Origin of the sequence: Pyxidicoccus sp. MSG2, from assembly GCF_026626705.1 — a bacterium.
Taxonomy (GTDB): domain Bacteria; phylum Myxococcota; class Myxococcia; order Myxococcales; family Myxococcaceae; genus Myxococcus.
Genome location: NZ_JAPNKC010000001.1, coordinates 4,498,844 through 4,522,116, shown reverse-complemented (window position 1 = coordinate 4,522,116; position 23,273 = coordinate 4,498,844). Strand labels below are relative to the sequence as shown.

The 23,273-nt window shown below is 71.7% G+C and carries 24 protein-coding genes; 8 read left to right on the top strand and 16 right to left on the bottom strand.

Annotated features, from left to right (window positions below):
• Positions 1–41: 41 nt before the first annotated feature.
• From OV427_RS17275 to OV427_RS17265, 3 genes are all read right to left on the bottom strand, one after another.
• On the bottom strand, positions 42–1,034 hold the full coding sequence (locus OV427_RS17275; protein ID WP_267857223.1) for a peptidylprolyl isomerase: 993 nt from the start codon (positions 1,032–1,034) through the stop codon (positions 42–44).
• 74 nt (positions 1,035–1,108) lie between these two features.
• Positions 1,109–2,107, bottom strand: a complete 999-nt coding sequence (locus OV427_RS17270) for a peptidylprolyl isomerase (RefSeq protein WP_267857222.1) — start codon at positions 2,105–2,107, stop codon at positions 1,109–1,111.
• Positions 2,108–2,178: 71 nt separating this feature from the next.
• Entirely contained in the window at positions 2,179–3,198 is a 1,020-nt protein-coding gene (locus tag OV427_RS17265; protein WP_267863436.1) for an alpha/beta fold hydrolase, read from the bottom strand.
• A gap of 127 nt (positions 3,199–3,325) precedes the next feature.
• Between OV427_RS17265 and OV427_RS17260 the strand changes: the two genes are divergently transcribed.
• From OV427_RS17260 to OV427_RS17250, 3 genes are all read left to right on the top strand, one after another.
• Positions 3,326–3,685 (top strand): CBS domain-containing protein, encoded by a 360-nt coding sequence (locus tag OV427_RS17260; RefSeq protein WP_324289966.1) that lies wholly within the window; start codon positions 3,326–3,328, stop codon positions 3,683–3,685.
• Positions 3,686–3,755: 70 nt separating this feature from the next.
• On the top strand, positions 3,756–4,010 hold the full coding sequence (locus OV427_RS17255) for a GIY-YIG nuclease family protein (RefSeq protein ID WP_267863435.1): 255 nt from the start codon (positions 3,756–3,758) through the stop codon (positions 4,008–4,010).
• Positions 4,011–4,183: 173 nt separating this feature from the next.
• Complete coding sequence (locus OV427_RS17250; RefSeq protein WP_267857220.1) at positions 4,184–4,552, top strand: hypothetical protein; 369 nt, start codon at positions 4,184–4,186, stop codon at positions 4,550–4,552.
• Positions 4,553–4,555: 3 nt separating this feature from the next.
• Here the strand turns inward: OV427_RS17250 and OV427_RS17245 are convergent, their stop codons facing one another.
• Positions 4,556–4,870 (bottom strand): hypothetical protein, encoded by a 315-nt coding sequence (locus OV427_RS17245; RefSeq protein ID WP_267857219.1) that lies wholly within the window; start codon positions 4,868–4,870, stop codon positions 4,556–4,558.
• Between the two features lie 91 nt (positions 4,871–4,961).
• Between OV427_RS17245 and OV427_RS17240 the strand changes: the two genes are divergently transcribed.
• Both OV427_RS17240 and OV427_RS17235 read left to right on the top strand, forming a co-directional pair.
• Positions 4,962–5,243 carry a hypothetical protein gene (locus tag OV427_RS17240; RefSeq protein WP_267857218.1) on the top strand — a complete coding sequence of 94 codons (282 nt, stop codon included), beginning with the start codon at positions 4,962–4,964 and terminating at the stop codon, positions 5,241–5,243.
• Between the two features lie 16 nt (positions 5,244–5,259).
• Complete coding sequence (locus OV427_RS17235; RefSeq protein ID WP_267863434.1) at positions 5,260–5,685, top strand: DUF4190 domain-containing protein; 426 nt, start codon at positions 5,260–5,262, stop codon at positions 5,683–5,685.
• A 6-nt stretch (positions 5,686–5,691) separates the two neighbouring features.
• On the opposite strand, the gene OV427_RS17230 is transcribed toward OV427_RS17235, so the two are convergent.
• The 4 genes from OV427_RS17230 to OV427_RS17215 all read right to left on the bottom strand — a co-directional run bounded on the left by OV427_RS17230 (position 5,692) and on the right by OV427_RS17215 (position 8,887).
• Complete coding sequence (locus OV427_RS17230) at positions 5,692–6,384, bottom strand: radical SAM protein (protein ID WP_267857217.1); 693 nt, start codon at positions 6,382–6,384, stop codon at positions 5,692–5,694.
• A 168-nt stretch (positions 6,385–6,552) separates the two neighbouring features.
• Positions 6,553–7,389, bottom strand: a complete 837-nt coding sequence (nudC, locus tag OV427_RS17225) for an NAD(+) diphosphatase (RefSeq protein ID WP_267857216.1) — start codon at positions 7,387–7,389, stop codon at positions 6,553–6,555.
• A gap of 47 nt (positions 7,390–7,436) precedes the next feature.
• Entirely contained in the window at positions 7,437–8,402 is a 966-nt protein-coding gene (locus OV427_RS17220) for a polysaccharide deacetylase family protein (protein ID WP_267857215.1), read from the bottom strand.
• Between the two features lie 29 nt (positions 8,403–8,431).
• Positions 8,432–8,887 (bottom strand): DoxX family membrane protein, encoded by a 456-nt coding sequence (locus tag OV427_RS17215; protein WP_267857214.1) that lies wholly within the window; start codon positions 8,885–8,887, stop codon positions 8,432–8,434.
• 142 nt (positions 8,888–9,029) lie between these two features.
• Here OV427_RS17215 and OV427_RS17210 point away from each other — a divergent pair, with 142 nt between their 5' ends.
• From OV427_RS17210 to OV427_RS17200, 3 genes are read left to right on the top strand one after another with little or no spacing between them, the layout of a single operon-like run.
• Positions 9,030–9,950, top strand: a complete 921-nt coding sequence (locus OV427_RS17210) for a LysR family transcriptional regulator (protein ID WP_267857213.1) — start codon at positions 9,030–9,032, stop codon at positions 9,948–9,950.
• A 13-nt stretch (positions 9,951–9,963) separates the two neighbouring features.
• Complete coding sequence (locus tag OV427_RS17205) at positions 9,964–10,110, top strand: hypothetical protein (protein ID WP_267857212.1); 147 nt, start codon at positions 9,964–9,966, stop codon at positions 10,108–10,110.
• Positions 10,107–10,457 carry a DUF2019 domain-containing protein gene (locus OV427_RS17200; RefSeq protein WP_267857211.1) on the top strand — a complete coding sequence of 117 codons (351 nt, stop codon included), beginning with the start codon at positions 10,107–10,109 and terminating at the stop codon, positions 10,455–10,457. The genes OV427_RS17205 and OV427_RS17200 overlap by 4 nt, the downstream gene beginning before the upstream one ends.
• A 34-nt stretch (positions 10,458–10,491) precedes the next feature.
• Here the strand turns inward: OV427_RS17200 and gloA are convergent, their stop codons facing one another.
• The 8 genes from gloA to OV427_RS17160 form a co-directional block, all read right to left on the bottom strand.
• Positions 10,492–10,878: a lactoylglutathione lyase gene (gene gloA / locus OV427_RS17195; protein ID WP_240360553.1), complete on the bottom strand. Its 387-nt coding sequence runs from the start codon at positions 10,876–10,878 to the stop codon at positions 10,492–10,494.
• 86 nt (positions 10,879–10,964) lie between these two features.
• The gene (locus tag OV427_RS17190; protein ID WP_267857210.1) at positions 10,965–13,277 is read right to left on the bottom strand and encodes a hypothetical protein; all 2,313 of its coding nucleotides are present in this window, start codon (positions 13,275–13,277) and stop codon (positions 10,965–10,967) included.
• A gap of 13 nt (positions 13,278–13,290) precedes the next feature.
• Positions 13,291–13,683, bottom strand: a complete 393-nt coding sequence (locus OV427_RS17185; RefSeq protein WP_267857209.1) for a hypothetical protein — start codon at positions 13,681–13,683, stop codon at positions 13,291–13,293.
• 20 nt (positions 13,684–13,703) lie between these two features.
• Positions 13,704–14,876, bottom strand: a complete 1,173-nt coding sequence (locus OV427_RS17180) for an NAD(P)H-dependent flavin oxidoreductase (RefSeq protein ID WP_267857208.1) — start codon at positions 14,874–14,876, stop codon at positions 13,704–13,706.
• Between the two features lie 120 nt (positions 14,877–14,996).
• Positions 14,997–15,446: a GNAT family N-acetyltransferase gene (locus tag OV427_RS17175; RefSeq protein ID WP_267857207.1), complete on the bottom strand. Its 450-nt coding sequence runs from the start codon at positions 15,444–15,446 to the stop codon at positions 14,997–14,999.
• Between the two features lie 8 nt (positions 15,447–15,454).
• Complete coding sequence (locus OV427_RS17170) at positions 15,455–18,289, bottom strand: TonB-dependent receptor domain-containing protein (protein WP_267857206.1); 2,835 nt, start codon at positions 18,287–18,289, stop codon at positions 15,455–15,457.
• Positions 18,290–18,380: 91 nt separating this feature from the next.
• Entirely contained in the window at positions 18,381–22,733 is a 4,353-nt protein-coding gene (locus OV427_RS17165; RefSeq protein WP_267857205.1) for an AAA domain-containing protein, read from the bottom strand.
• Positions 22,734–22,828: 95 nt separating this feature from the next.
• The gene (locus tag OV427_RS17160; protein WP_267857204.1) at positions 22,829–23,272 is read right to left on the bottom strand and encodes an HIT family protein; all 444 of its coding nucleotides are present in this window, start codon (positions 23,270–23,272) and stop codon (positions 22,829–22,831) included.
• Position 23,273: the final 1 nt, after the last annotated feature.

The window sequence follows — 23,273 nt, the reverse complement described above, 5'->3', positions numbered from 1 at the left end:
CCACCGGGTCCGTCCAACCACCGTCCCGGCCGTGCATTCCGTCACTTCGCCGCCGCTTGCGGCGCCGGCTTCCCGCGGATGGCCTGCAGGGTGGCTTCGTTCACCTGGACCTGCGCCTTCTCGCGCAGCTCCTTCTCGAACGCCTCCTGTGCCTCCGTGCGCTTCCTCTCCAGCAGCTTCGCTTCCACCAACTGCCGCACCTCGGCGAACTCCCGCTTGCGTGCCGGCTTGCGCTCCAGCACGCGGAACAGGTGGTAGCCGTATTCGGTGGAGACCACATCCGAAACCTGCCCCACGGGGAGCTTGAATACCACCTCGTCGAAGGCCGGGGGCATCTGCCCGCGGGGGAAGAAGCCGAGGTCCCCCCCCACCTTGCCGTCCGCGCTGAGGGAATACCGGCGGGCCAGGTCGGCGAACTTCTTGCCCGACTTGAGCTGCACCTGGAGCTTGCGCGCGTCGTCCAGGCCCTTCACCACCATCTGCGCGGCGTGGACCTGCTCCGCCTCGTTGAACTCCGCCTCGTTGGCGGCGTAGTACGCGCGCAATTCCTCCTCCGTCACCGCCACGCGCGAGTAGACGTGGTTGGCGAACAGCTTCTCAATCGTCAGCCGGCTCGTCTCCCGCTCGCGCAGCTCCGCCATGGACAGCCGCCCCTGGGCGAGCACCTCGTTGAAGTTGCCCGCGGGGTAGTCGCCGGACAGCCGCAGCACGCCCCGGTCCACCTCCTCGGGGGTGACGGTGAGGTTGTTGCCCCGCGCCGCCTGGAGCAGCAGCATCCGGTGGATGCAGGTGTCGAGCAGCGTCCGCTTGAAGGGCTCCACCTCCTCGGGCGTGCGCTGCGGTGCTTCCGTGGAGGCCAGCTCGCGCCACAGCTCCTGCTCGAAGTCGGCGCGGCTGAGCACCTCGCCATTGACGCTGGCGACCACCGAGGCGTCGGGGTCCTCCTTCGGCGGCTTGTTGCAGGCCAGTCCCGGCCCCAGGGCGAACAGCAGGGCGAGTGGGACGAAGAGCGCACGGGTGGGATGAAGGCGCATGCTCGGGTGCCTCGGGGAAGGGAGGGGGCGACTCCCGTAGGTGGGGCCGGCGGGCCGGAAGGGCAAGCGGGCAGTCATGGCGCGGGCACCGTGCCGGGCAGGGGGCCGGAGGGCTTGCGCATGGGGGCCGCCACGTCCAGCGGCACCCGCGCGAGCGCGTCCGGGTCCACCGACAGGGACAGCCCCTGCTCCACGCGCGCCAGGTACTCCGCCCAGGCGCGGGAGCGCTTCTCGCCCTCCAGTCGCACGCGCAATTCCTCGCGCACGTCGTCCAGGGCGAGGTTCAGCGCGGGCCGGCGCGCGCGCAGCTTGAGGAGGTGCAGGCCCGCGTCCGTCTGCACCACGCCGCTCAGGCCGCCCTCGGTGGAGAGCGCCCGCGCCGCCGCGGCGACCTCCGGCCCGTACGCGTGGGCCAGGGCATCGTCGGAGAGGAAGCGCAAATCACCATCCAGCGGCGCCGTGCGGGGCTCCTCGCTGTGCTCTCGCGCGAGGGCGCCGAAGCCGGCGAAGTCGCTTTCAGGCAGCGCCTTCGCGCGTGCCAGCAGGTCCTCGGCCCGCCGCTTCGCGTCCGTTACACGCACCGCATCCGAGCGCGGCGCGGCGAGGAAGACGTGGGAGACGCGCACGGCCTCGGGCCGGACGAAGTCCTCGCGGCGCGCGGCGTAGGCGGCCTCCAGTTCCGCGTCGGTGACGTGGACGGGGGCCTCTTCCAGTTGCGTGCGCATCAGCCGATTCACCAGCGCGCGCTTGGTGGCCTCCACCACCTCCGGATCATCCTGGAGCCCGCGGGCGAGCGCATCGCGCACCAGCAACTCGAAGCGGGCCATGGACTCCACGTACTCGCGCCGGGCCTGGGGGGCGAGGTAGCGCTCGCGCAGGGCGGGGCTCTGCTCCTCGAAGCGCCGGGCCAGCTCCTCCGCCGTCACCGAGTCGCCACTCCAGCGGGCCACCGCCTGCCCACCCGCCTGCCGCGTGTGCCGCAGGTCGAGCTCCGCGCGGCCCTCGCCGGGAGCGCGGCCGCACGCGGCGGACACCAGCAGAGCGAGGGGGATGAGGCGGGCGGACACGGACATGCGCAAGGAGCTTCCCGGTAGCACGGCGAGGAGGGCCGGACAACCCGGGGGGAAGGGCCCTGTGCGCCGGCTCACGACCGGGTCGCGTGCGCGGAGAGGAACGCCTCCACCAGGGGGAAGATTTCGTCCGGGGCCTTGCGGCCGAGGATGAGGTCCGCGTGCCCGTAGTCCGCCCCGAAGCCATGCGCCCGGCCCGCGACGAGGAACTTCACCGGCCCACCCAGCGCCTCCTTCGCGCGCGCCACCGCCATGGGCGGGGCGAGCAAATCCTTGCTCCCGGCCAGCAGCAGGAAGGGGATGCGCACCCGGGACAGGGACTCGCGGTAGTCGAAGCCGCCGTCATACGAGGTGAAGCGGTTGGTGGAAATCCAGCGGGCGAACTGGCGCCCCACGCCGCCGGACACGTTGGCGGGCACGTTGGCCAGCGCCTTGCGCACCACGTCCGGCTCCATGTTCTCCGCCAGCATCATGTACCGGCTGAGCGGCCCCGGCGGTGCCCCGAAGAGGGCGAGGCTCGTCACCCGTCCGGTGGGGATGACCTTCAGTTGCAACAGCGGCTCCACCTTCTGGATGAAGGTGCGCAGCCCCGGCTGCACCGCGAAGGTGAACGGGCTGCCCAGCACGGCCGCCGCGCGCACCGGGGCCTCCGGGTTCTTCGCCAGGTGCGCGTAGAGGGTCAGTCCTCCCTTGGAATGACCGACCCAGAGCACTTCCTTCGCCCCTGTGGACAGGACGGTTCGCACCGCGGTGCGAACGTCGTGTTCCGCCTGGTCATCAAAATTGAAGTCCGTGCAGTCGCCCGCCAGCCCCCGGCCGCGCAGCTCCAGCACCCACGCCTCGAAGCCCGCGCGGGCCAGGTAGCGCGCCATGCTGTACTGCTCGTCGAAGTCCAGGTGGAAGCGGTTGGCGCCCAGCCCGTGGCAGAGGATGACGGGCTCCGCGAAGCGCCGTTCTCCTCTCGGGTGGTAGCGCCCCATGGCGATGGCGGCGCCGTCGTCCGTGGGCACCCGGTACAGCTCGTCCGGCCGGAAGCTCAGCGTCAGCAGCCCCTCCTTGCCGCGGGCCACCGTCCGCGAGAAGAGGTCCGCCATCCGTCCCAGCCGCGCTACCTGTCTGCGTGTCACCCAACCAGTCTAAGCGCGTCCGTGGCGCCATGCTGTGTTGAATGGTCACCCTCACCTACTCCCGGCAGGGCTGTTGCAGGGAGATGTGCGCGTGATGGCGGGAGGACGCTGTATGAGGCAAAACCGGGCTTTCAAGGAAGCGTTGTCCTCCTTCATCGCCACCGTTTTTCCCACAGATACCCTCCTGCGTGCCCTTCGCGAGATGGAGCGGCACCAGGTGCGGATGTTGGGGGTGGTGGGTGAGGGGGGGGGGTTGTTGGGACTGGTGAGCGAGGCGCACATCCTCGCGGCGTGGGGGGAGGATCCACTCTCGCCAGTCTCCCGGGTCATGGCGAGGGTGAAGCCGCCGCCCCGGGAGCGGCCGCGCCTGCGGCTGTTGAGGTTCCAGTTGCACCTGCCACGGCTGCGCCGGAAGTCGCGCGGCCCCGTGGCTCCGGCACCCGGGAAGGGGTAGCGCGTCCGGCCGGCGGGGGCGGTACAGTGCGCCCGCCGTGTCGGACGAAACACCCATCTGGTCTGTCTACATGCTGCGCTGTTGCGACGGCACGCTGTACACCGGCGCCACCAACAATCTGGAGCGCCGGCTGGCCACCCACGGGCGGGGCCGAGGCGCCGCCTATACGCGAGCCCGCCTCCCCGTCACCCTGGTGTGGAGCGAGTCCGTCGGGGACCGGGGCTCGGCCCTGCGCCGCGAGGCCGCCATCAAGCGCCTGTCCCGGGGGGACAAGCTGCTGCTGGTCGCCACCCGCCGGAAGCCGCCCGCGCGCCGCCGGAAGTGAGCCCATCCGACGTTTCCTCTCGGACTGGCGAGCGGGGCGGACTACCGGTGGTGGACCTTTCAGCCGCGCGTGTGACTTCCATCATGGATTCCAGGACTTTTCCGGAAGCAGCTCCGATACACCCGACGGTGGGGACGCGTTAGGGTAGGAGCAATCTTCGCAGGGGGAAGTCCATGTTTCGGTCGTCTTCGGGAGTCATCGTGGCGCTGGCGTTGGGGGCCATGAGCTTCGGGTGCCTGGTCAACCAGCCGCCGGAAGTCACGGTGGGGCCGCGCCCGAATCCCCTCAGTGTGGTGCCGGGGGGCGAGGTGTTGCTGGAGCTGGAGGTGATGGACCCGGACGGGGACGAGATGCAGTACGACTGGGTGCAGATTCCGGCCGAGCCCGCGGGCCACTTCAGCGACGCGCACGCGCGCAACCCCACCTGGATTGCGCCGCAGGTGTCGGAGACGTCGACGTTCAACATCACCGTCACGGTGACGGACAACGAGGGCGGTGGCGTGCTGGGCACCTCGCCCCCGGTGCTGGTGCGGGTGCAGTAGTCGTCAGGCGGTGGCGCTGGGGGCCGTGGGGGGCGGCGGCATCTCCGCCTGCTCCCGGGCGCGGCGGCCGGCGCGGCGCACGAAGAGCACGCCGAGGATGAGCATGACGAAGGCGCCGATGCCCGCTCCGATGGCCTGGTAGGTGAGCAGCGAGGACGTGGTGCCCCGAATCACCTGCGGCAGGTTGCACACCGTCTGGGTGGCGAAGGGCGTCTCGTTGTACCAGCCGAGGAAGACGGGGCCGACCCACGAGGCGACGACGATGCCCAGCAGGGCGCCCGCGAGGACGAAGTTGAACAGTGTCTTGGCGGTGTTCATGGCAGGCACCTCCCTCGGCGGGTTGACTTGGGGCCGTGCTTAATATGCGCACGGTGCGGTGGCCAGGAATGGAACGTGCTAAGGGGAGAGCGTGCCGCTGCTTCCGCTCGCCATCCTCTTCGGCCTCCTCGCGCTGGTCTGCGCCGTCACCCTGCTGATTCACGCGTTCCGCCGGAGCGTGGGCACGGGCGTCATGGTGCTGCTCATCCCCTGCTACGTGCTGTTCTACGCCTTCAGCCAGTTCGAGCACCCGCGCAAGGGGCTCATCGTCGCCGGCTTCATGGCCAGCACGGTGCTGGCGGCGGTGTTCCTGGGGCTGGGCGCGCACGGGCTGAGCGAGCTGTCCTCCCACGTCCCGCCCCCGGGCTTCTGAAGGCGTCCTCGCCGTGATGTCCACGCCTGGCGGGGCTCGCTGCGCCACCCACCCGGACGTCGCGGCGGTGGCCACGTGCGCACGCTGCGGCAACTTCCTGTGCGGCGACTGCACGGAGGTGGTGGGCGAGTCCCCCTACTGCGAGCCCTGCGTGGTGCTGCTGCGCCGCGAGGCGCGGCCGTCTCGCGTGGTGCAGGGAGCGCTGGCGCTCAACATCCTGGGCCTGGCGTGTCTGCCGTGTTCGCTGGCGATGCCCCTGCCCACGCTGGTGGCGGGGGTGGCCGGGCTGGTGCTGGGCTCGCGCGAGCTGCGGCGCATCCGCCGGGGTGAAGGCGCCGAGCGCGGCCGCACGCAGGCGCAGGTGGTGCTGGGGCTGGGGGCGCTGAACGTGGCGCTGTCCGGCCTGTGGCTCTTGTGGCTGTTCCTGCCGCGCGGCGGCTGAACCGCGTCACACGCCGCGCGCGTTCGGGTCCCAGAGGTACTTGTGCATCTGGAGCTGGAAGCGGACGGCGAGCCTGTCCTCGATGACCCACTCGGCGAGCTGGCGCGGGTGGAGCTTGTCGAAGACGGTGGAGAAGAGGATGCCGTAGGGCTTCTGCAGCAGGCGGTGCTCGGCGATGAGCGCCTTGGACCAGTCGTAGTCCTCGCGCGAGCCGATGACGAACTTCAATTCGTCGTTGGCGTTCATCGACGTGAAGTTGCGGTAGTCGTTGCGCGAGTGCTCGCCCGAGGAGGGCGTCTTCATGTCCACGATTTTGTGGACGGCCGGGGGCACGAGCCGCACGTCGATGGCGCCGCTCGTCTCCAGCAGCACCTTGAGACCGGCGTCGAGCAGGCCCTGCATGAGCGGGTAGACGCCGGGCTGGAGGAGGGGCTCACCGCCGGTGACTTCCACGCTGGGGGTGTTGAGGGCCTTCACCTCGGCGACGATGTCCGCGTTCTTCCGGCGCTGGCCGCCGTGGAAGGCGAACTCGCTGTCGCAGTACGTGCAGCGCAGGTGGCAGCCGGTGAGACGGACGAAGGCGCAGAGCAGGCCGGCGTGGGAGGACTCGCCCTGGACGGAGAGGTAGACCTCCTTCACCACCACCGAGTCGGCGGTGGGGACGAGGCGGGGCTCGATGTGCGGGCGCGCGGCGGGCATGGCTTCTTCGATTCGTCTTCGGGGGCGTCGGGGGAGCGGCGCTTCAACCCCACCGGGTGCTCGCCGTCAAGTGTGGAACCCTGAAGACGCACGGTAACGTCCGCGCTGACGCCCGGCATTCATTCCCGGGGCAGGGGAGCGGGCGGGCCCTCTGGAGGCGGCTCGCCGTCAGGACGACGCGGGTGGGCCCTTCACCCGCTCCACGAAGGAGTCGATGAGCTGGCGGGCGATGCTGATGCGCGGGGGGATGCGGGGGAGGTTGTCGGGGGTGAACCAGTGGGCCTCGGCGATTTCCTTCGGGTCCACCTGGATGTCGCCCCCGGCGTACTCGGCGGTGAAGCCCACCATGAGCGAGCGCCCGTAGGGCCACGGCTGCGAGCCGAAGTAGCGGATGTTCTTCACCTCGATGCCGACCTCCTCCTTCACCTCGCGGGCGACGCATTGCTCCAGCGTCTCGCCGGGGTCCACGAAGCCGGCGAGCGTGCTGAACATGGGCTCGGGGAAGGTGGCGTTGCGGCCGAGCAGCATCGTGTCACCGCGGGTGACGAGGACGATGATGGCGGGGGCGATGCGCGGGTAGAAGGGCGTGTGGTCCACCGGGCAGCGGCGGGCGCGCTCGCCGGGGACGAGCTGGGTGGGCGTGCCACAGCGGCCGCAGAAGCGGTGGGTGAGGTCCCACTCGGCGATGGAGATGGAGCGGCCCACCACGGCGAAGCGGACGTCGTCCAGGCGTCGGTAGAGCGAGCGGCCGGGGACCTTCTTGAAGCCGTCGGGCGGGGTGAAGTCCTCGGGGAGGACGGCGGCGTAGCAGTCCTGCCCGTCGAGGGCGCCGAGGTAGTGCCCGTCGGCGATGAGCTCCGGGAAGGCGGCGCCGGTGGGGATGGAGACGGAGCCCTCCTGCTCCTGGACGACCACATCCATGCCTCGGGCGAGGAAGAGGAGGGCGCCGTCGCGGGGACGGGCTGGCGGCTCGTGGCCGGGGACGAAGTGCGGGACGGTGCTCACGGGGGCACCTTAACGGGCGCGAGGCCGGTGTGCAGGTGTCCCGTGCTTCAAGGCTGGGAAGCGGCGGACAGTGCGCCCTCGCGCGGGGTGAGGGGGCTCTCCAGGGCGATGCGGGCCAGCTCGTCCTTGCGCGCGAACCAGACGCCGGGCTGGCGCTTCGCGTAGGCGATGAACTCCTCCAGCACCCGGGCGCGGGCGGGGCGGCCGCCGATGCGGTCGTGCATGCTGATGGACATCATGCGGCGGCGGGTGGCGGACTCGGCGAGGAGGGCGTCGAACTCGTGGCGCAGCTCGCTGGCGAACTGGTCCGCGCTGAAGTGGCGCTCCTCGAAGAGGACGATGTCGTTGAGGCCGAGCGTGTAGGGGATGACGGCGAAGGGCCTGCCGTTGACGGGCACGAGGAAGGGCTCGTCCCGGCTCACGTCGTCGATGTGGTAGAGGAAGCCCAATTCCTGGAGCAGCGGGAGCGTGTTCGGCGTGCCGCGCAGCCAGAAGGCGTTGAAGCCCACGGGGCGGGTGCCGGTGGCGCGGAGGATGCTCTGGATGTTGGCCTCGTAGGACGCGCGCTCCTCCTCGCGAGTCATGGAGAACTGCGGCGTCCACGTCTGGCCATGCGCGGCGGCCTCGTGGCCCCGCTGGACGACTTCGCGGGCGAGCGCGGGATTCAGGTCCACGGCGGCGCCGACCATGTGGGACGTCACCTTGACGCCCTGGCGGTCGAACACGTCGAGCAGCCGGGGCAGGCCCTCCTTGTAGCCATACGCGTACCACGTGGAGGTGGGCAGGTCGGGGTAGCGCGAGTCGATGGGCGGGAAGGGCCCGCTCGCGCCGCGCTCGGGCTGGGCGCCGGCCTCGAACTGCAGGGAGATGGAGATGGCGAGCCGGGCGCCGTTGGGCCACGCCTCCGCCTTGCGGGCCCTGGGGGTGGGACGGGGGGAAGCAACGGAGGTCGCGGCGATGGCCGCGCCGGCCACGGCGGTCTGGGTGACGAACTCACGGCGGGACAGGGACATGGTGGTGGGACTCCGATTCGGATGGGGTTTCAGGCCCGGGACGGGGCGCTGATGGGAGGCACCGCGTGGCGGGAGCGCAGCAGGCCATCGACGGTGAAGCGGGCATCGGCCGCGCGGGCGAGGAGGACGTAGTAGGCGAGCGCGTAGCTGAGGTGCAGGCCCACGGCGCTCCACTCCTGGCGCAGGCACTCGCCGAAGGTGAGGGACGCGAGGACGACGCCTCCGGCGACGAGCGCGAGGCGCAGGCGCAGGCCCAGGAGGATGCACAGGCCCACGGCGAGCTCCACGAAGGGAAGGCCCACGGCGAAGGCGCGCACGCTCCACTCGGGCAGCGGGGTGTTGGCGAAGGCCGGCACCAGCGCATCGGCGAAGCTGCCGGGCGCGCCCACGCGCACCAGGCCGTGCACGGTGATGTTGGTGCCGAACACCAGGCGGAGCACGCCGTGCGCGAGCTGGCTGTCACTCAGATGCATCTCTGCCTTCATGAGATTCCTCCATGCCCACCGACAGGCGGGCGCAGTCGACGGATGCAATGGAGTCCGTCGACACACGCCTTGAATGCGCCTGGACGTCCGGCTTGAACAGGCGTCAGGGATGCACGACATTCGTGCGCGAGGAGCACGAATCATGGCGAGCCGGGACCGCTTCGAGGCACTGCGGACATTCGTGGAGGTGGCGAGGGCGGGCAGCATCGCCGGGGCGGCGCGGGCGCTGCGGCGGGTGCCCTCGGCGGTGAGCCGCGAGCTGGCGGCGCTGGAGGAGCGCCTGGGTACGGAGCTGGTGCAGCGCACGACGCGGCGGCTGCAGCTCACGGCGGCGGGGGAGCGCTACCTGGGGCACGCGCGAGGCATCCTCGAAGCGCTCGACGAGGCGGAGCGGGACCTGGCGGAGCAGGGAGTGCCGAGAGGCACGCTCCGGGTGTCCGCACCGGTGCTCTTCGGGCAGCACGTGCTGGTGCCGATGATGAATGAGTTTCTCCGAGCACATCCGGCGGTGAGCCTGGAGTTGGTGCTGGAGGACGCGATGGTGGACCTGGTGGAGGGCGGCGTGGATGTGGCGCTGCGCATCGCGCCGAAGCTGGAGCCGAGCGCGCTGGTGATGCGGCGGCTGGGCATGCAGCCGTACGTGCTGTGCGCGAGCCCGGGCTACCTGCGCGAGCAGGGGACGCCGAGACGGCCGAGAGAGCTGTCGGGACACGAGGTGCTGCTGCCCCAGCGAGGCCCGGCGGCACGGCCGCTGGAGCTGCGGCACGGAGGGCGGACGCAGGAGGTGCGCCCGCCGAAGAGCCGCTTCCGGTGCAACAGCCTGCCGGCGCTGCACCGGGCGGCGCTCGAGGGCATGGGCATCGCGGTGCTGCCCGAGTACCTCGTCGCGAAGGAGCTGGCGTCCGGAGCGCTGGTGCGGGTGTTGGCCCCGTTCCGTCCCGCACCGCGCTTCGTCTCCGCGGTGTACCTGCGCCGCACCGCGATGCCCGCGCACGTGCGTGCGTTCCTGGACTTCATCGCAGCGAAGGCGTCGGAGCGGTTCCCGGCGACGGAGGAGACGTGAGGGCCGTCCCTTCATGGATTACTTTTCCTCGAAGCGCTTCTTCATCACCAACTCCGAAACGTTGACGGTACGGGAGTGGTTGAGCACGCAGTCCTTCGCTGCTCAGCGCGACTTCGGGCTGATGGCCATCCAGAACATCCAGAAGGGAATCTGGCGGTGACTCTCGAGGAACTCGTCGAGGAGTTCGCACGGCACGTGGCCGCGCAGTCCGACGCCATCCTTCAGGGGGATGCCAGGACCGGCAACAAGCATGCGGGCCGCTACATCGCCGCATTCAAGCAGCTACGTGCCGCGGGAGACGCTGGCAGGGATGCCCTGGCTGTATTGCTGACACATCCTCGGATGGATGTGCGGGTCGGCGCCGCTGCATGCCTGCTTCGCTACCGCACCGAGGAGGCGAAGGCGGTGCTGATGGCCGCCGCCAGAGGCGAGGGCCTCGCTGCGTTCGAGGCCGCGCAGGTGTTGAAGAACTGGGAGAACGGCACGTGGGGCCTGGACCCCGCGTAGCGCTCCGGGGCTGCCGGAGCGCTCACCCGTGCCCTCACGTCCCCTGCTGAATCAGCTCCACGCGGTACCCGTCCGGGTCCTCGACGAAGGCAATCACCGTGGTGCCGTGCTTCATCGGTCCCGGCTCGCGCACCACCTTGCCCCCGGCCTTCCGGATGGCGTCACACGTACCGTGGATGTCATTCACGCCCAGGGCCACGTGGCCGTACGCCGTGCCGAGCTCATACTTCTCGACGCCCCAGTTGTAGGTCAGCTCCAGCGCCGGGTGCGCGTCCTCGGGACCGAAGCCCACGAACGCCAGCGTGAACTTCCCATCAGGGTAGTCATGGCGGCGCAGCAGCTTCATCCCGATGACGCGGGTGTAGAAGTCGAGCGACTTCTCCAGATTTCCAACGCGCAGCATGGTGTGCAGGATTCTCATGCGCGCTTCATAGCGTCCCGGACGCGTCGCGTCTCGGCACTCCGGGGCCGTCCGTCCCGCGCTGTCCGCTGTCCCGCACGCCGCGTCTATTGAGCCGTCTTCGCCGGCACCGTGAAGGCGCCCGCCTCCACGCGTGACTCGGTGAGGGGCTTCCCGTCGGCTCCACGGGCGCCAATGCGCGAGCCGTCGCCACTGGCGTGCCACAGGCCCACCAGCACCTTCCACTCGCCGGACTCCCAGTCCTTCGTGGACACGGCGAAGGCGTCGCGCAGGAGCGTGTTCCTTGGCGCCTCGCGAAAGAAGAAGGTGCCGCCCAGCACCGCGTGGTCCGCGTTCTTGCGCTTGCTGCCCTCGGGGCCCGGCAGGTGCACGAAGACGCCGGCCGAGCGCGGCACCGTCCCCGTCACCCGCCAGTAGAGCACCATGTGGAGGAGGCCCTCCGCGTCCGGCGCCGGAGGCACCTCCGCCGCGACCAGCTCCACCGGCACGTCGAATCGCACGTCCAGGCGCCGCGCGTTTGGAGGCAGCGAGGCCACCTGCATCGACGAGCCATCCGGGTTGCGAGGCACCGCCCGCGCCACCGGCTCGCGCCACGCCGTCAGCAGCGCGGCCCAGATGAACAGCGGCACGGACGCCACCATCAGGGCTTCAGGCCCCAGCCGCCCACCCCGCGAGCGCTGCCTCCACGCGAGGAAAACCAACCCCACCCACGCGAGCGCCGACACCACCGCCCCACCGATGCCCGAGCGCGGCAGGAAGCGCAGCACCACGCGGTGCTCTCCCTCCGGCAATTGCACCCCGAGCAGTCCGTCCCGCGACACCACCTCGCCCACCGACGCCTTCCAGCCCGGGTGCCAGTTCTGATTCACCAGCAGCACCGTCGGCCGCGTCGCCGCCACGTCCACCTCCACGCGGTTGGGCGTCCACTCCACGCGGCGCGCGGTGCCGGAGGCCGTGTCCTCCAGGTACTCCTCCTGGGGCAGGTCACCGCGCAGGCGCTCGGACATGGGCACCGGCCACGCTTCACCACAGGCGATGGAGCCCCGGTTGATGGCCAGGAAGTACCCCTGCGCCCACCGGTTGCCACGCGCCTGCGCGAAGGGCCGCTCCGCCTCGGAGGGCGTGGGCGGAGGCTCGGCGAGCAGTGTCGCCCAGTGGGTGAGCCGGGAGAACGCGTGGACCTGCACGCCCCAGCCCGCCACCACGAGTCCGCACGCGAGCGCCGCACCCCAGCTCCAACGAGGCGAAGGCGAGCGTCGCGCCCGTACCAGGAGCACGGCGATTCCCAGCGCGGCCAATTCGGCGATGAAGAGGCCCGCGGGGACGAGGAACCGCTCCGGGTAGCGCAGCGTCCCGAAGATGGGCAGCAGCCGCAGCCCGGCGAAGAGCGAAGGTTGCGCCGAGTAGCCCGCCGCCATCCACACGCACAGCGCGGCCAGCACCAGGGGGTACCGCGCACGGTGTCGGCCCAGCGCCACGGCGACGGGGACGAGCGCGAGGGCCACGGCCACGAGGAAGAAGTTGCCCGGGTTGCTGTGCCCCGAGGACGCCGGAAGCTCGAGCAGCATGCGCCCCAGCGTTTCAATCGAATGTCCCGGCGTGCCCGCCATCACGCGCGGCGAGGAGCGCATCGTCTCCAGCAGGGGCCACAGTCGGTACGCGCACGCGGCCAGGGTGAACAGGGCGGTGGCCCCCAGGCCCCACAGCGCCGTGCGCCACCGCGCGGTGCCGCGCATCCCGTACAGCGTGCGCCCCGCTTCCAGCGCGACGAAGAGGGCGCCCATGGGCACCGGGTACGTGCCGCCGAAGCCCAGCAGGAAGGCGAAGACGCCTGCCACCAGCGCCGCGCCGGACACCCTCCCTCGCGCGGCGTGGTACGTGCCCACGAGCAGCCATGGCAGCAGCAGGAAGCCCGCGAAGTTGAGCCAGCCGATGGACCACGACAGCGCGGTGAAGCCGGTGAGGCCGAACAGCGGCGCCGCGCCGAGCGCCCCCAGCGCGGAGCCCACGCGCCGCCGCGCGTAGCGGAAGAAGCCCTCCATGCCGAGCACGAGGAATGTCCACAGCACCACCGGCTCCGCGCGCCGAGCGCCCAGCGCCGCGGACACCCACAGCGTCGGCGACGCCACGCGCGTCTGCGGGCTGCCCAGCGCGTACTGCCCGCCGCAGGACCACGGGTTCCACAGCGGGAGCTGTCCGTAGCGCGTCAGCGTGCGCGTGCCGGCGTCCTCGTACGAGTGCAGCAGGTGTGAGTCGCGGAAGTCGTTCAGCGCTCCGGCCCGCGACAGCGGGTACCAGCAGGCCACGAGGGCCAGCACGCCGAAGAGGGCCAGGCGAGGGCCGGTGAGCGAGGCGGCGTGGTGGGCGGTGCGAAGCAGCCGGCGGGACGAGGGCGTCATGGGGGTGCGCGCGTCAGTCGTAGAAGGGCCGGGGCTTGCACGGGCTGGCGGTGGCCTTGCGCGGAGGTTGCACGGGCGCCGAGTGCAACTCCGCGTCGATGGCGTCGAACACGTCCGTCACCGGCACCCCGCGCCTGCGGGCCTCGCCCACGGCCCAGCTCCGCTCGGAGGCGCCGAAGTCGTCGTCCTGGGACCAGTGGTCTCCCGGGAAGGAATGGCGGGAGCGCAGCCGCCAGCCGGGCTCCTCGGCGGCGGCGGCGCGGCCCACCTCGGCGCGCTCGGCGGGGGACAGGCGCTGCTCGGGTCCGGGCACGCGTGAGGTGGAGGCCCGCACCACCGCGGTCGCGCCGCACAGCGCGAAGGCCAGCCAACCCGCGAGCGACGCGCGCCTCCAGAGGGAACCCATGGAGGCGCTCCTACTCCAACTCAGCCCCGCTCGTCCTCTTCGGTGTCGCCGTCCAGGCCGTGCGGCCCGGAGAGCACCCGGTGCGCGTGCTCCATCATCTCCACGACGATTTGACCCGCGGGCTGCACGCCTTCGATGCGCGCCATGCTGGCGCCGCTGGCGGGCATGCACATCTCCTCCAGGTCGCCCTCGGTGCCGGGGGTGGGGATGAAGGAGCAGAACTTGGGCATCGGGAAGGGCGCGTCGCCGCCCGGTGCTCCGGGGAACAGCTTCGTGGTGCCGATGCGCTCCGGCGGAGGCGGCGGCGTTGGGACAAGGCCCTCGCGGCCGGCCCACTCGCGCACCACGCGGTTGCGCAGCACGCGCATGCGCTGGCCCGGCCACTCCGGGCCGAAGAGGGTGGTGAAGTCCGAGTCGCCCGCGTCTCCGTCCACCAGTCGCTGCTTGAAGCCGGCGTGCGCGTACGCTTCCACGGACGCCACCATGCGCGTGCCCACCCAGACGCCGTCGGCGCCGTGGAAGAGGGCGCGCGCCGCGCTCGGGCCGTCGGCGATGCCACCGGCGGCCAGCAGCGTCACGTCGCGGGCCAGCGCGCGCACTTCACGCACCAGCTTCAGCGTGGACACGGTGCCCCGGTTGTGGCCGCCGGCCTGCCGGCCCTGGGCGATGAGGCCGTCCGCTCCCCAGTCCAGCGCCTTCTTCGCCGCCTCCACCGAGGGCACCTGCATCCACACCTTCGTGCCCGCGGCCTTGAGCGCCTTCACCCACTCCGCGGGCGGCGCGTCCCAGTGGAAGGAGACGACGGGCACGCGCTCGGCGATGCAGGTGTCGATGTGCTCGCGCGTGGTGAAGTCCTGGCCGCCCGCGCTCGCGACGATGAAGTTCACGCCATACGGACGCTTCGTGCCTGCCTGGATGGCCTGGAGGCGGGCGCGCAGGAAGGGGGCCGGCTCGGGCGCGGCGCCGAGCATGCCGATGCCGCCTGCTTCCGATACGGCGATGACCAACGGCGGCAGCGCGACGAAGCCCATGCCGGCGCTGACGAACGGATAGTGAACGCCGAGCTCGCGCGTCAGCCGCGTGTGCAGCGTGTTGCCCTCCAGCACGTAGATGGGCCGCCGGGGCCCGTCGGCGGCGTCGTCTGCCTCGGACGCGCTGTCTTCCGGGGAACGTCCATCGTTCGAGCCGTTCATCGTGTCTCCTGGCGGTGGCGGCGAATCGGGAATTCAGAGGTTACCAGCACCCCCGTGGATCATGCGCATGGGTGGGGAAGACGCCACCCGGGCTGGTGGGCGGGTGACAGCTGTCCCACCCTAGGTGTCGAGCGCCTTGCGCATGTGCCGATGCGGAATTCCGACCTCGGTGAAAGGCTCTCCGTAAACGGCATAGCCGAGCCGCTCGTAGAAGGGGACGACGGGCGCGCGCGCGTGGAGGTGGACGTGGGTGAAGCCCCGGCGGCGAAGCTCCTCTTCCAGGGAGCGCACCAGCCGGGCGCCCAGTCCCTGGCCCTGGAGGTGGGGCGCCACGGCCATCTGGAAGAGGCGGCCGCCGTGCGCGTCCTCGGGGTTGAAGAGGACACATCCCAGCACGGCGTCGCCCTGGTGCGCCACGAGGTGGACACTGTCCGCCTCGAAGGGGAAGGCCACCTGGGCGCGGGTGAAGCCGAGCGGCTCGCGCAGCACGCGGAAGCGCAGCTCCAGCTCGCCCGCGTAGAGGGCGTGGCCGGGGCGGATGAAGCTGAAGGACAGCGCGGCGTCGGACATGGAAGCGGTCAGAAGGTGCCGGTGAGCTGGAGGGTGAAGGTGCGGCCGTACTGCGGCACGGGGGCGATGGAGTTCTCGTCCGACACCGGCAGCGTGTAGCGCGTGTCCAGCAGGTTGTGCACGCCGGCGAAGTAGCGCAGCGGGCCGTAGTCGCCGGAGAGGCCGAAGCCGACGAGCAGCGCCTCGCCGTTGTCGGCGCCGCCCGAGCCGGAGGCGCGCGCGCTCTGGTAGGTGGCCTGCGTGGCCAGCCGCATGTCACCGCCGCCCAGCGGCATCAGCAGCCGCCCGGAGACGAGGTGCGCGGGGGCCGAGGCGGCGACGTCGTCGGTGGCGTTCTTCAGCGTCACGTACGAGTAGCTGACGTCCACCAGCAGCCAGCGGCCCGGCTGCCAGTGCACGCCGGCCTCCGCGCCCCAGGCCAGCGTGGTGTCGTCGGCGTTGACGAAGCGCAGGCACGCGGTGGTGCCGCAGTCGCTGGAAGGGACTTCCTCCGCGCGCAGCTGCACGAGGCTGGAGATGCGGTTGTGGTAGCCGGCCACGGTGACGCGCAGCTCGTCCGTCAGGTCGTGCGAGTGCTCCAGCTCGAAGGTGGTGATGGTCTCCGGCTCCAGCGACTCGGCGGCGCCCTGGGAGATACCGTCCTCGTAGTAGAGCTCGTAGACGTTGGGCGCGCGGAAGGCGCGTCCGGCCACCAGCTTGGTGAGGCCCGCGTCGTAGGGCCGGGCGATGAAGGCCAGACGCGGCGTAATCGGCGTGGTGTCCAGGTCCAGGTACTTGTCCAGGCGCAGGCCGGCGGAGACGCTCAGCCGCGGGTGCACCTTCCACTCGTCGAGCAGGTAGGCGGACAGCAGCTTGCGATTCTGCGTTTTCAGTTCCTCGCCTTTGGCCGTCTGCCGCACGCGCAGCTGCGCCTGGCCCTCGATGCCCAGGGTGAGGCGGTTGTTCTCGAAGAGGCCCAGCCGCGCGCGAGCCTCGGCGGTGAGCCAGTCCGCGTCGCCTTCCTCCCGGGTGGGCCCGCCCTCTGCCTCCGGGTAGACGTAGGTGCCTTCGTAGCGGCTGAGGTCGAACGCGCCGCGCACGGACAGGCTGATGCGCTCGGAGAAGTCGCGCTCATAGCGGGCCTCGGCGAAGGCGCGCAGGTCCTGCACGATGTTGCCCTCGACGCCGGGCACGGTGCCGTACGGGGCGGTGGGCAGCTGCTTGGAGCGGATGTTGAACTGGGCCTGCGCGGAGAAGCTTCCCAGGCGGGCCTTCAGCGAGCCGCCGGCCGACTTCTCCGCGTCCAGGCCGGTGACGATGAGGTCGTTGCTCCCCAGCCGGGTGGTGTCCGCGCCCGACGCGCTCAGGGCCGAGGCGCTCACCAGCACGGAGCGGTCTCCACTCTCCCATGCGGCGGTGGCGTGCCCGCGCGTGGTGCCCAGCGCACCCACCGCGCCGGTGACTTCCAGGTGCTGGTCCGGGCCGAGCGACTCGCGCGGCACCACGTTGATGACGGCGAAGAAGGCGCCGGTGCCGTACAGGGCGGAGCCGGGGCCGCGCACGACTTCGATGCGCTCCACCTCCTGGAGGTCCACGCTGAGGTCATGGGCGGCGTAGCCCTGACCGGCCCAGACGTCGTTCATGGAGTGGCCGTCCCAGAGGATGAGGACGCGGGTGTTGAGGTCGCCCGGGGGCGAGAAGCCGCGCACGCCCAGGTAGGTGTACGTCCGGTCGTCGGTGATGAAGATGCCGCGCACGCCGGAGAGGGCCTCGGCCAGGGTGCGCCAGCCGAAGGCGCGCAGCTCCTCCTGGGTGAGCACGGTGGTGGAGGCGGGGGCGTCGTCCACGGACACGAGGCTCTTGGACGCCGCGCGCACGGGGGGCGGCGCGTAGCGCAGCTCGGCGTGGATCTTGACCTCCTGGTCGGCCACCACCGTCACCGTCTGGCGCAGCGGACGGACCTCGCGGCTCTCGACTTCGAGGGTGTGCTCGCCCTCGGGGAGGGTGACGACGGTGGGGGTGAAGCCGGTGGGCTTGCCGTCCACGCGCACGGCGGCGCCGTCGCGGTTGGCGGTGACGACGAGCCGGCCGGTGGGGCGGTCCTGCACGCGCAGGGACACGGCGAGGGGCACGTTGCCGTCGGGGGGCACGTCCACCACGTACTGGCCGGGGGCGTAGCCGGGGGCGCGCACATAGAGGACGCGCTGGCCGGGGGACAGGCGCGCGCGCCCGGGCAGGCGGGCGATGATGGGGCCGTTGGGGGAGTCGCGCACCTCGGCGCCCTCGGGGGTGCCGGTCAGCTCCACACCGCCGGTGATGAGGGCCAGCTCGAAGGTCTGCTCCGTCTCCCGGCCGCGCACCAGGGCGAGGGTGGCCTCGGCGGGGCGGTAGCCGTCCTTCTTCACCATGACTTTGTGACGGCCGGGTGTCAGCGCGAGCGTCTGGGGCGAGCGGCCGCGGCTGCCCAGGTCCATGCGGTCCACGAAGACCTCGGCGCCCTTGGGATTGGTCGTCACCTTGACGAGGGCGACCTTGGGGCGGAGCCGCTCCACCGAGCGGGACACCTCGGCGGCGTCGTCGGAGGGCAGGTCCTCGGTGAGCAGGTCGTTGTAGTAGCGGTACGCCTCGTTGAACTTGTTCAGCGCCTCGAAGCAGCGGGCGATGTTGAAGAGGACGTTGCGGTTGGGGACCAGGCGGTAGCTGGTGAAGTAGGAGCGCAGCGCCTCGGCGTACTGGCCCCTGGCGTAGGCGTCGTTGCCCAACTCGAAGGCGATGTCGGCCTCGTCCGCGTTGTTGTCCGCGAGCACGGGGCTGGACAGGAGCAGGAGCGACAGGAGGAGCAGGCCGGAACGGGAGGGAAGCATGGCGCGGCGGCCATTCTTCCCTCTCTGGGAGGACAGGTCCATGGGGGGCTGCCGGTTGGCAGCCCGGATGCCGGGACTCGGAGTCTTCCTCTCAGTGAACCACGGGCCGTGCGGTGCCCGTGGCCTGGAGGACGCGCGTGGTGGCGCCCTCGGGGTCCCGGAAGAAGTGGGGCGTCCACAGGCGCACCAGCGTCCAGCCCTGGCCCTCCAGCACGGCGGTGCGGAACAGGTCCCACTCCACGCGGTCCGCGGCCTTGGGGTAGCGGGTGCCGTCGCACAGCACGCCCACGGTGACGTCGCCGGGGTTGGTGGGGTGGTGCAGCGCCAGGTCCACGCAGAAGCCGTCGTTGCCCCAGTGCACGTCGGACGAGACGCGGTGCTGGTTCGCCAGGTGCCCTGCCAGCGCGCGGGCGAACGTGGACCCGGCTTGCGTCTCGCGCTCGCGCACCACCGTCTCGCGAGCCACCGGTACGGCCGTGCCGGCCTGCGTCTCGGCGTCATCGCGGGCGTAGGCGTCCGTGAGGGCCTCCGCGAACTGGAGGTAGGCGAAGAGCAGCCAGCCGCCGTTGGGCTGCCGGCCCTTCTCCACCGGGGGCAGGGACAGGTAGCTCTCACGGGGAATGGACGTGACGAGGTGCACCTGCTGCCGCGCGCGGGTGACGAGCACGTTGAGGCGGCGGCCACCGCCCGCGCTGCCCAGCGGGCCGAAGCGCCGGTAGAAGCGGCCCTGCCGGTCCGGGCCGTAGGTGGTGCTGATGATGAGGTGGTCTCTCTCGTCACCCTGGACGTTCTCCAGGTTCTTGACGAAGAGGCCCTCGAACGACCCTGCCCCCCGCCGCGAGCGTGCCGCCGTCAGCCGGGCCGCGAAGGTGGAGTCCTCGGCGGCCATCTCATCGAGCACGTCGGTGATGGCGTCGCGCTGCGCGAGGTTGAAGCAGGCGATGCCGATGGATGGAGGCTCGGGCCGCGCGAGCAATTCCTTCACCAGCGTGCCCACGGCGCGGGCCTCGATGGGGTTGACGCGCTTCTCGTAGGTGCCGGCCACGGGCAGCAGCCGCAGCGGGGCGTGCGGCGCGCGGTGGGACGGGTGCGCGGGAATGGCCTGGAGCCGCTTGTCGTAGAAGTGGTCGTTGCTGAAGGCGATGAGGTCCGCGTTCTGCGAGCGGTAGTGCACGTCGAGGTAGCACTGGTCGATGTCCAGGTTGAGCGCGGCGGACAAGAGGTCCTCCACCTCGGCCTGTTGTTCCTCGAAGAGGCCCTGCTCCGACTCGGCCTCCAACTCCTGGCTCTGCACCACCGCGGACTCGAAGAAGCGCGTGGGCGGGAGCTGCTTCGGGTCTCCGGCGATGACCACCCGCTTCGCACGGGTGAGCACGGGGAGCGCTTCCTCGAGTCGGCACTGCGAGGACTCGTCGAAGATGACGACGTCGAAGATGGGGCGGCGGGGGAAGATTTGAGCCACCGTCTGCGGGCTGGCCATCCACACGGGGCGCACGTCGAAGAGCGGGTCTCCGCCGTCGATGCCCTGACCGGTGGCGATGACCTGGCGCACGCGCATGGCGCGCTCGCCGCGCAGCATGAGCCGGCGGCGCAATTCCGCGCCCTGGCCGTTGAGCCGGCCGCCGGTGGCCGCGAGCAGCCGCTCGCGCTGGCGCTGCGTCCACCGGTGGACGAGCGCGTCGCGCACGAGGACGCGCTTCTTCTCCTCCAGCGCCCGGTAGTGGGCATGGGTGGCCTGCACGCGGTCCGCGTCGATGTGCTGGAGCGCCGGGTCCTCGCGCAGCCGGGAGGACACCTCGGCGGCCAGCGTCGCCTTCAGCACCGCGCGCCAGCCGCCCTCCACGTCCGCGCCCTGACGGGCCAGTCCCTCCACCGCGGCCTCCAGCGCGGGAGGCATGCCGGACAGCAGCGTGCGCAGGCGCAGCAGTCCCTCCACCGTGGACAGCCGGGCCTGGAGGGCGGAGACGGCGGGAGAGAGCTTCCCGCCCGAGCGCAGCTCACGGGTGCGGGCCTGGAGCCACGCGGTGGTGAGCAGCCCTGTCTCCGAGAGCCGCGCCTCCAGCCGGGCCACGGCCTCGCCCCGGGCCGCGGACTGGCGCAGGCCGGAGAGCAGTGCGGCGCGCGCGTCCGCGTCGCCCTCGAGGGCCCGGCGCACGGCCTCGCGGCACGAGGCGAGGAGCGGTGTGCTGTCCAGCTCGCCCAGCAATTCGAACAGGGCGGCATGCGTGCGCAGGCCGCGCGAGAGGGCTTCGTCGGTGAGCGGCCCGGCGGCGCCGGGAGCGAGCGTGGTGCGGTGGTACTCGGTGAGCAGCGCCCGGGCGCGAGCGCCGGTGAGGAAGCGGTTGACGCGCTCGGCGGCGGCGATGCCCAGGGTGAGGCCGAACTGCTGGAGCACCCTGCGCGCGCCGGCCTTCCGGGCGAAGTAGAAGAAGGCGTACCACCTGCGAGCGATGTCCAGGTACGTGCCCAGCGAGGCGAGCGCCGTGGACAGCGCGCCCAGTGCCTGGGGTTGCTCGCGGTGGACCAGGGCCAGCTCCGTGTCCAGCGGCCCCTCGGCGAGCACCTGTGTCTGCGGCGCCAGCCCGTCGAGCTGGGCCTTCGCGGCCCGCACGGAGTCCGGTGACGCCGTGCCCCAGCGGGCGAGCATGTCCGGGCTGGCCGTCTCCAGCAGCGGGGCCAGCTTCTCCGCGAACGCGGCGCGCGCCGTGCCTTCCGCCCGAGGGTCCGCGCCGAAGGAAGGCACGTCGGGAGTGGCCAGCGCGTCCGCGTCGCGAGCGGTGAGGGCCACGGTGTCGAGACGCTCGCGGTACGTGGCCAGCGGCCGGGCGAGGTACGTGGCCAGGTCGGTGCCGAGGGCCTCGCGCCAGGGGTTGTCCGGGTAGCCCTCGCGCACGCCGCGCTCGAGCACCTCGCGAACCTCGCGCTCGCGAGGCGACACGTCGGCGAGCCGCGCGGAGGCAAGGCCTGCCACGGTGGGGGCCAGCGCTTCGGAGGGCTCCAGGGTGAACCACTGGCCCACCAGCTCGTGGAAGGAGGGAGCGGTGCCGCCGGCGGGGCGCTCGGACAAGGCGCGGTCGGAGGTGGCCAGCTCGTCATGGAGCGACTGCAGCTCCGCATTCACCCGGGACAGCTCGGTGGACACGGCCGCGTCGGTGCGAATTTCCGGCAGCGAGTCGAGCTGCTCGCGGATGCCCATGTAGAGGTCGCGCTGGTCTCTCTGGGCGTCATGGACGACGGCACACAGGTTGCCGAGGCCGAGGTGGTCCAGGCGGTGCTTCACCACGTCGAGCGCGGTGCGCTTGTCGCAGACGAGCAGCACGCGCTCGCCGCGAGACAGGTGGTCGCCGATGGCATTGGCGATGGTCTGCGACTTGCCGGTGCCCGGAGGCCCGTGCACGACGAGTCCCCGGCTGCTGCGCGCCAGCCGCACCGCGCGGGCCTGGCATGGGTCGGCCACGGTGACGAGCCGCTCTTCGTCCGCGCGCTTGAAGCCCTCCAGGTTGGGCTCGCCGCCGCCATGGTCCGAGGGCGCGCCGAGCGACACGTCCACGCGGAGGAAGCTCTCCAGCGGGCCGGAGATGGGCTCGCCCTCCACGAGGGCGCGCATGTCGTCCACGAGGCTCTGGTTGGACAGCGGGTACAGGCCGAGCACGGCGCTGGAGAGGATGGCGGGGCGAGCGTCATCGTCCGAGCGGGGCACGGGCGACAGGGGCGTGGTGGCGGAGAAGGGCGGGGGGGCGGGCAGGTCCAGGGCCTTCGCCACGGCGGCGACGAGCTCGTTCAGCTCACGCCAGGGGTCGGCGCCTTCTTCGTCCGCGAAGAGGTCACCGAAGCGCTGGCCGGTCTGCTGCTCCACCCAGGCGAGCAGTGCGGTGTTGGGCGCGACGCGGTCCACGCCCTCCTCGGCGCCTTCGAGCTCCACCGAGGGCGCGCGGCCCTTCTTGAGGGTGAGACGCACCGGAACGAAGGCGATGGGGGCGAGGATGCGCCGGGTGCCGAAGCCGCGCTTGTCCTTCGCGCCCGGGGGCAGGTGCAGCAGGGGGAAGCCCACGTGCAGCACGTGGGCGCCGGTGTCCTGCTCGAAGGTGCGAGCGTCCTCGACGATGGTGGCCAGCTTGCGCAGCAGGGCCTGCTGTTCCTCTTCGGCGCGGGTGGGGGAGGCGGCGTCTTCGTCGTGCTCGCCGTCCGTGCCCAACGCGTCCGTGTCTGGCGCGGTGGCGTTGCTCGCGAGCGAGGCAGTGGCACTGCGCGGATCCGCTGCGACGGGAGGCTTCACCGCGAGCCGGACCCCGGCCTTGTCCCCGAGGAGGGCGGCCAGCACGGTGTGGGGCGTGGTGCCATCGAGCCGGCCCAGCGCGGCGAGGTCCACGCGCTGGCGACTGTTGTGGGGGCGACAGTTGAGGCCTGGCCCGGACGCGAGCGCGGCGTAGAGCCGCTCGAGCATCTTCTCCAGGACTCGGTTGCGGGGCTCGGTCGGCAGGACGGCACCTCTCGACGGGAGGAAGGCCGGCTGTCTACCACGCGGATCGGGCGCGAGGCTCAGCGCGACAGCGCGGCGGCGAGCGAGCGTGCGGCGGCCTCCAGTTCCTCCGCCGGACGGTGGTCGGCGGGGGCGGCGTCGAAGGCGGCGCGGCCCCACAGGCGCTGGGGCGTCTGGGCGAAGCGGGGGATGAGGTGCAGGTGGAAGTGGCGGAGCACGTCGCCGATGGCGAAGGCGTAGGCATGCTCGGCGCCGAGCACCTCCCGCTGGGCGCGCATCACCCGGGCGGCGAAGGGCCCGAGCTCGCGCGCGGAGTCCTCGTCCAGGTCGTACCAGGCGCGCACGTGCCGCTCGCTGGAGATGACCACCCAGCCGGGGACGGGACTGGGAGACGCCACGCCATGCAGCACCAGCCCGGGAGCCCGAGCGAGTACGCCCCCCACCGGCCGGGTCTCCCCGCGCACGATGGCGCAGCCGAGGCATGGATCATTCACGTCCGACATG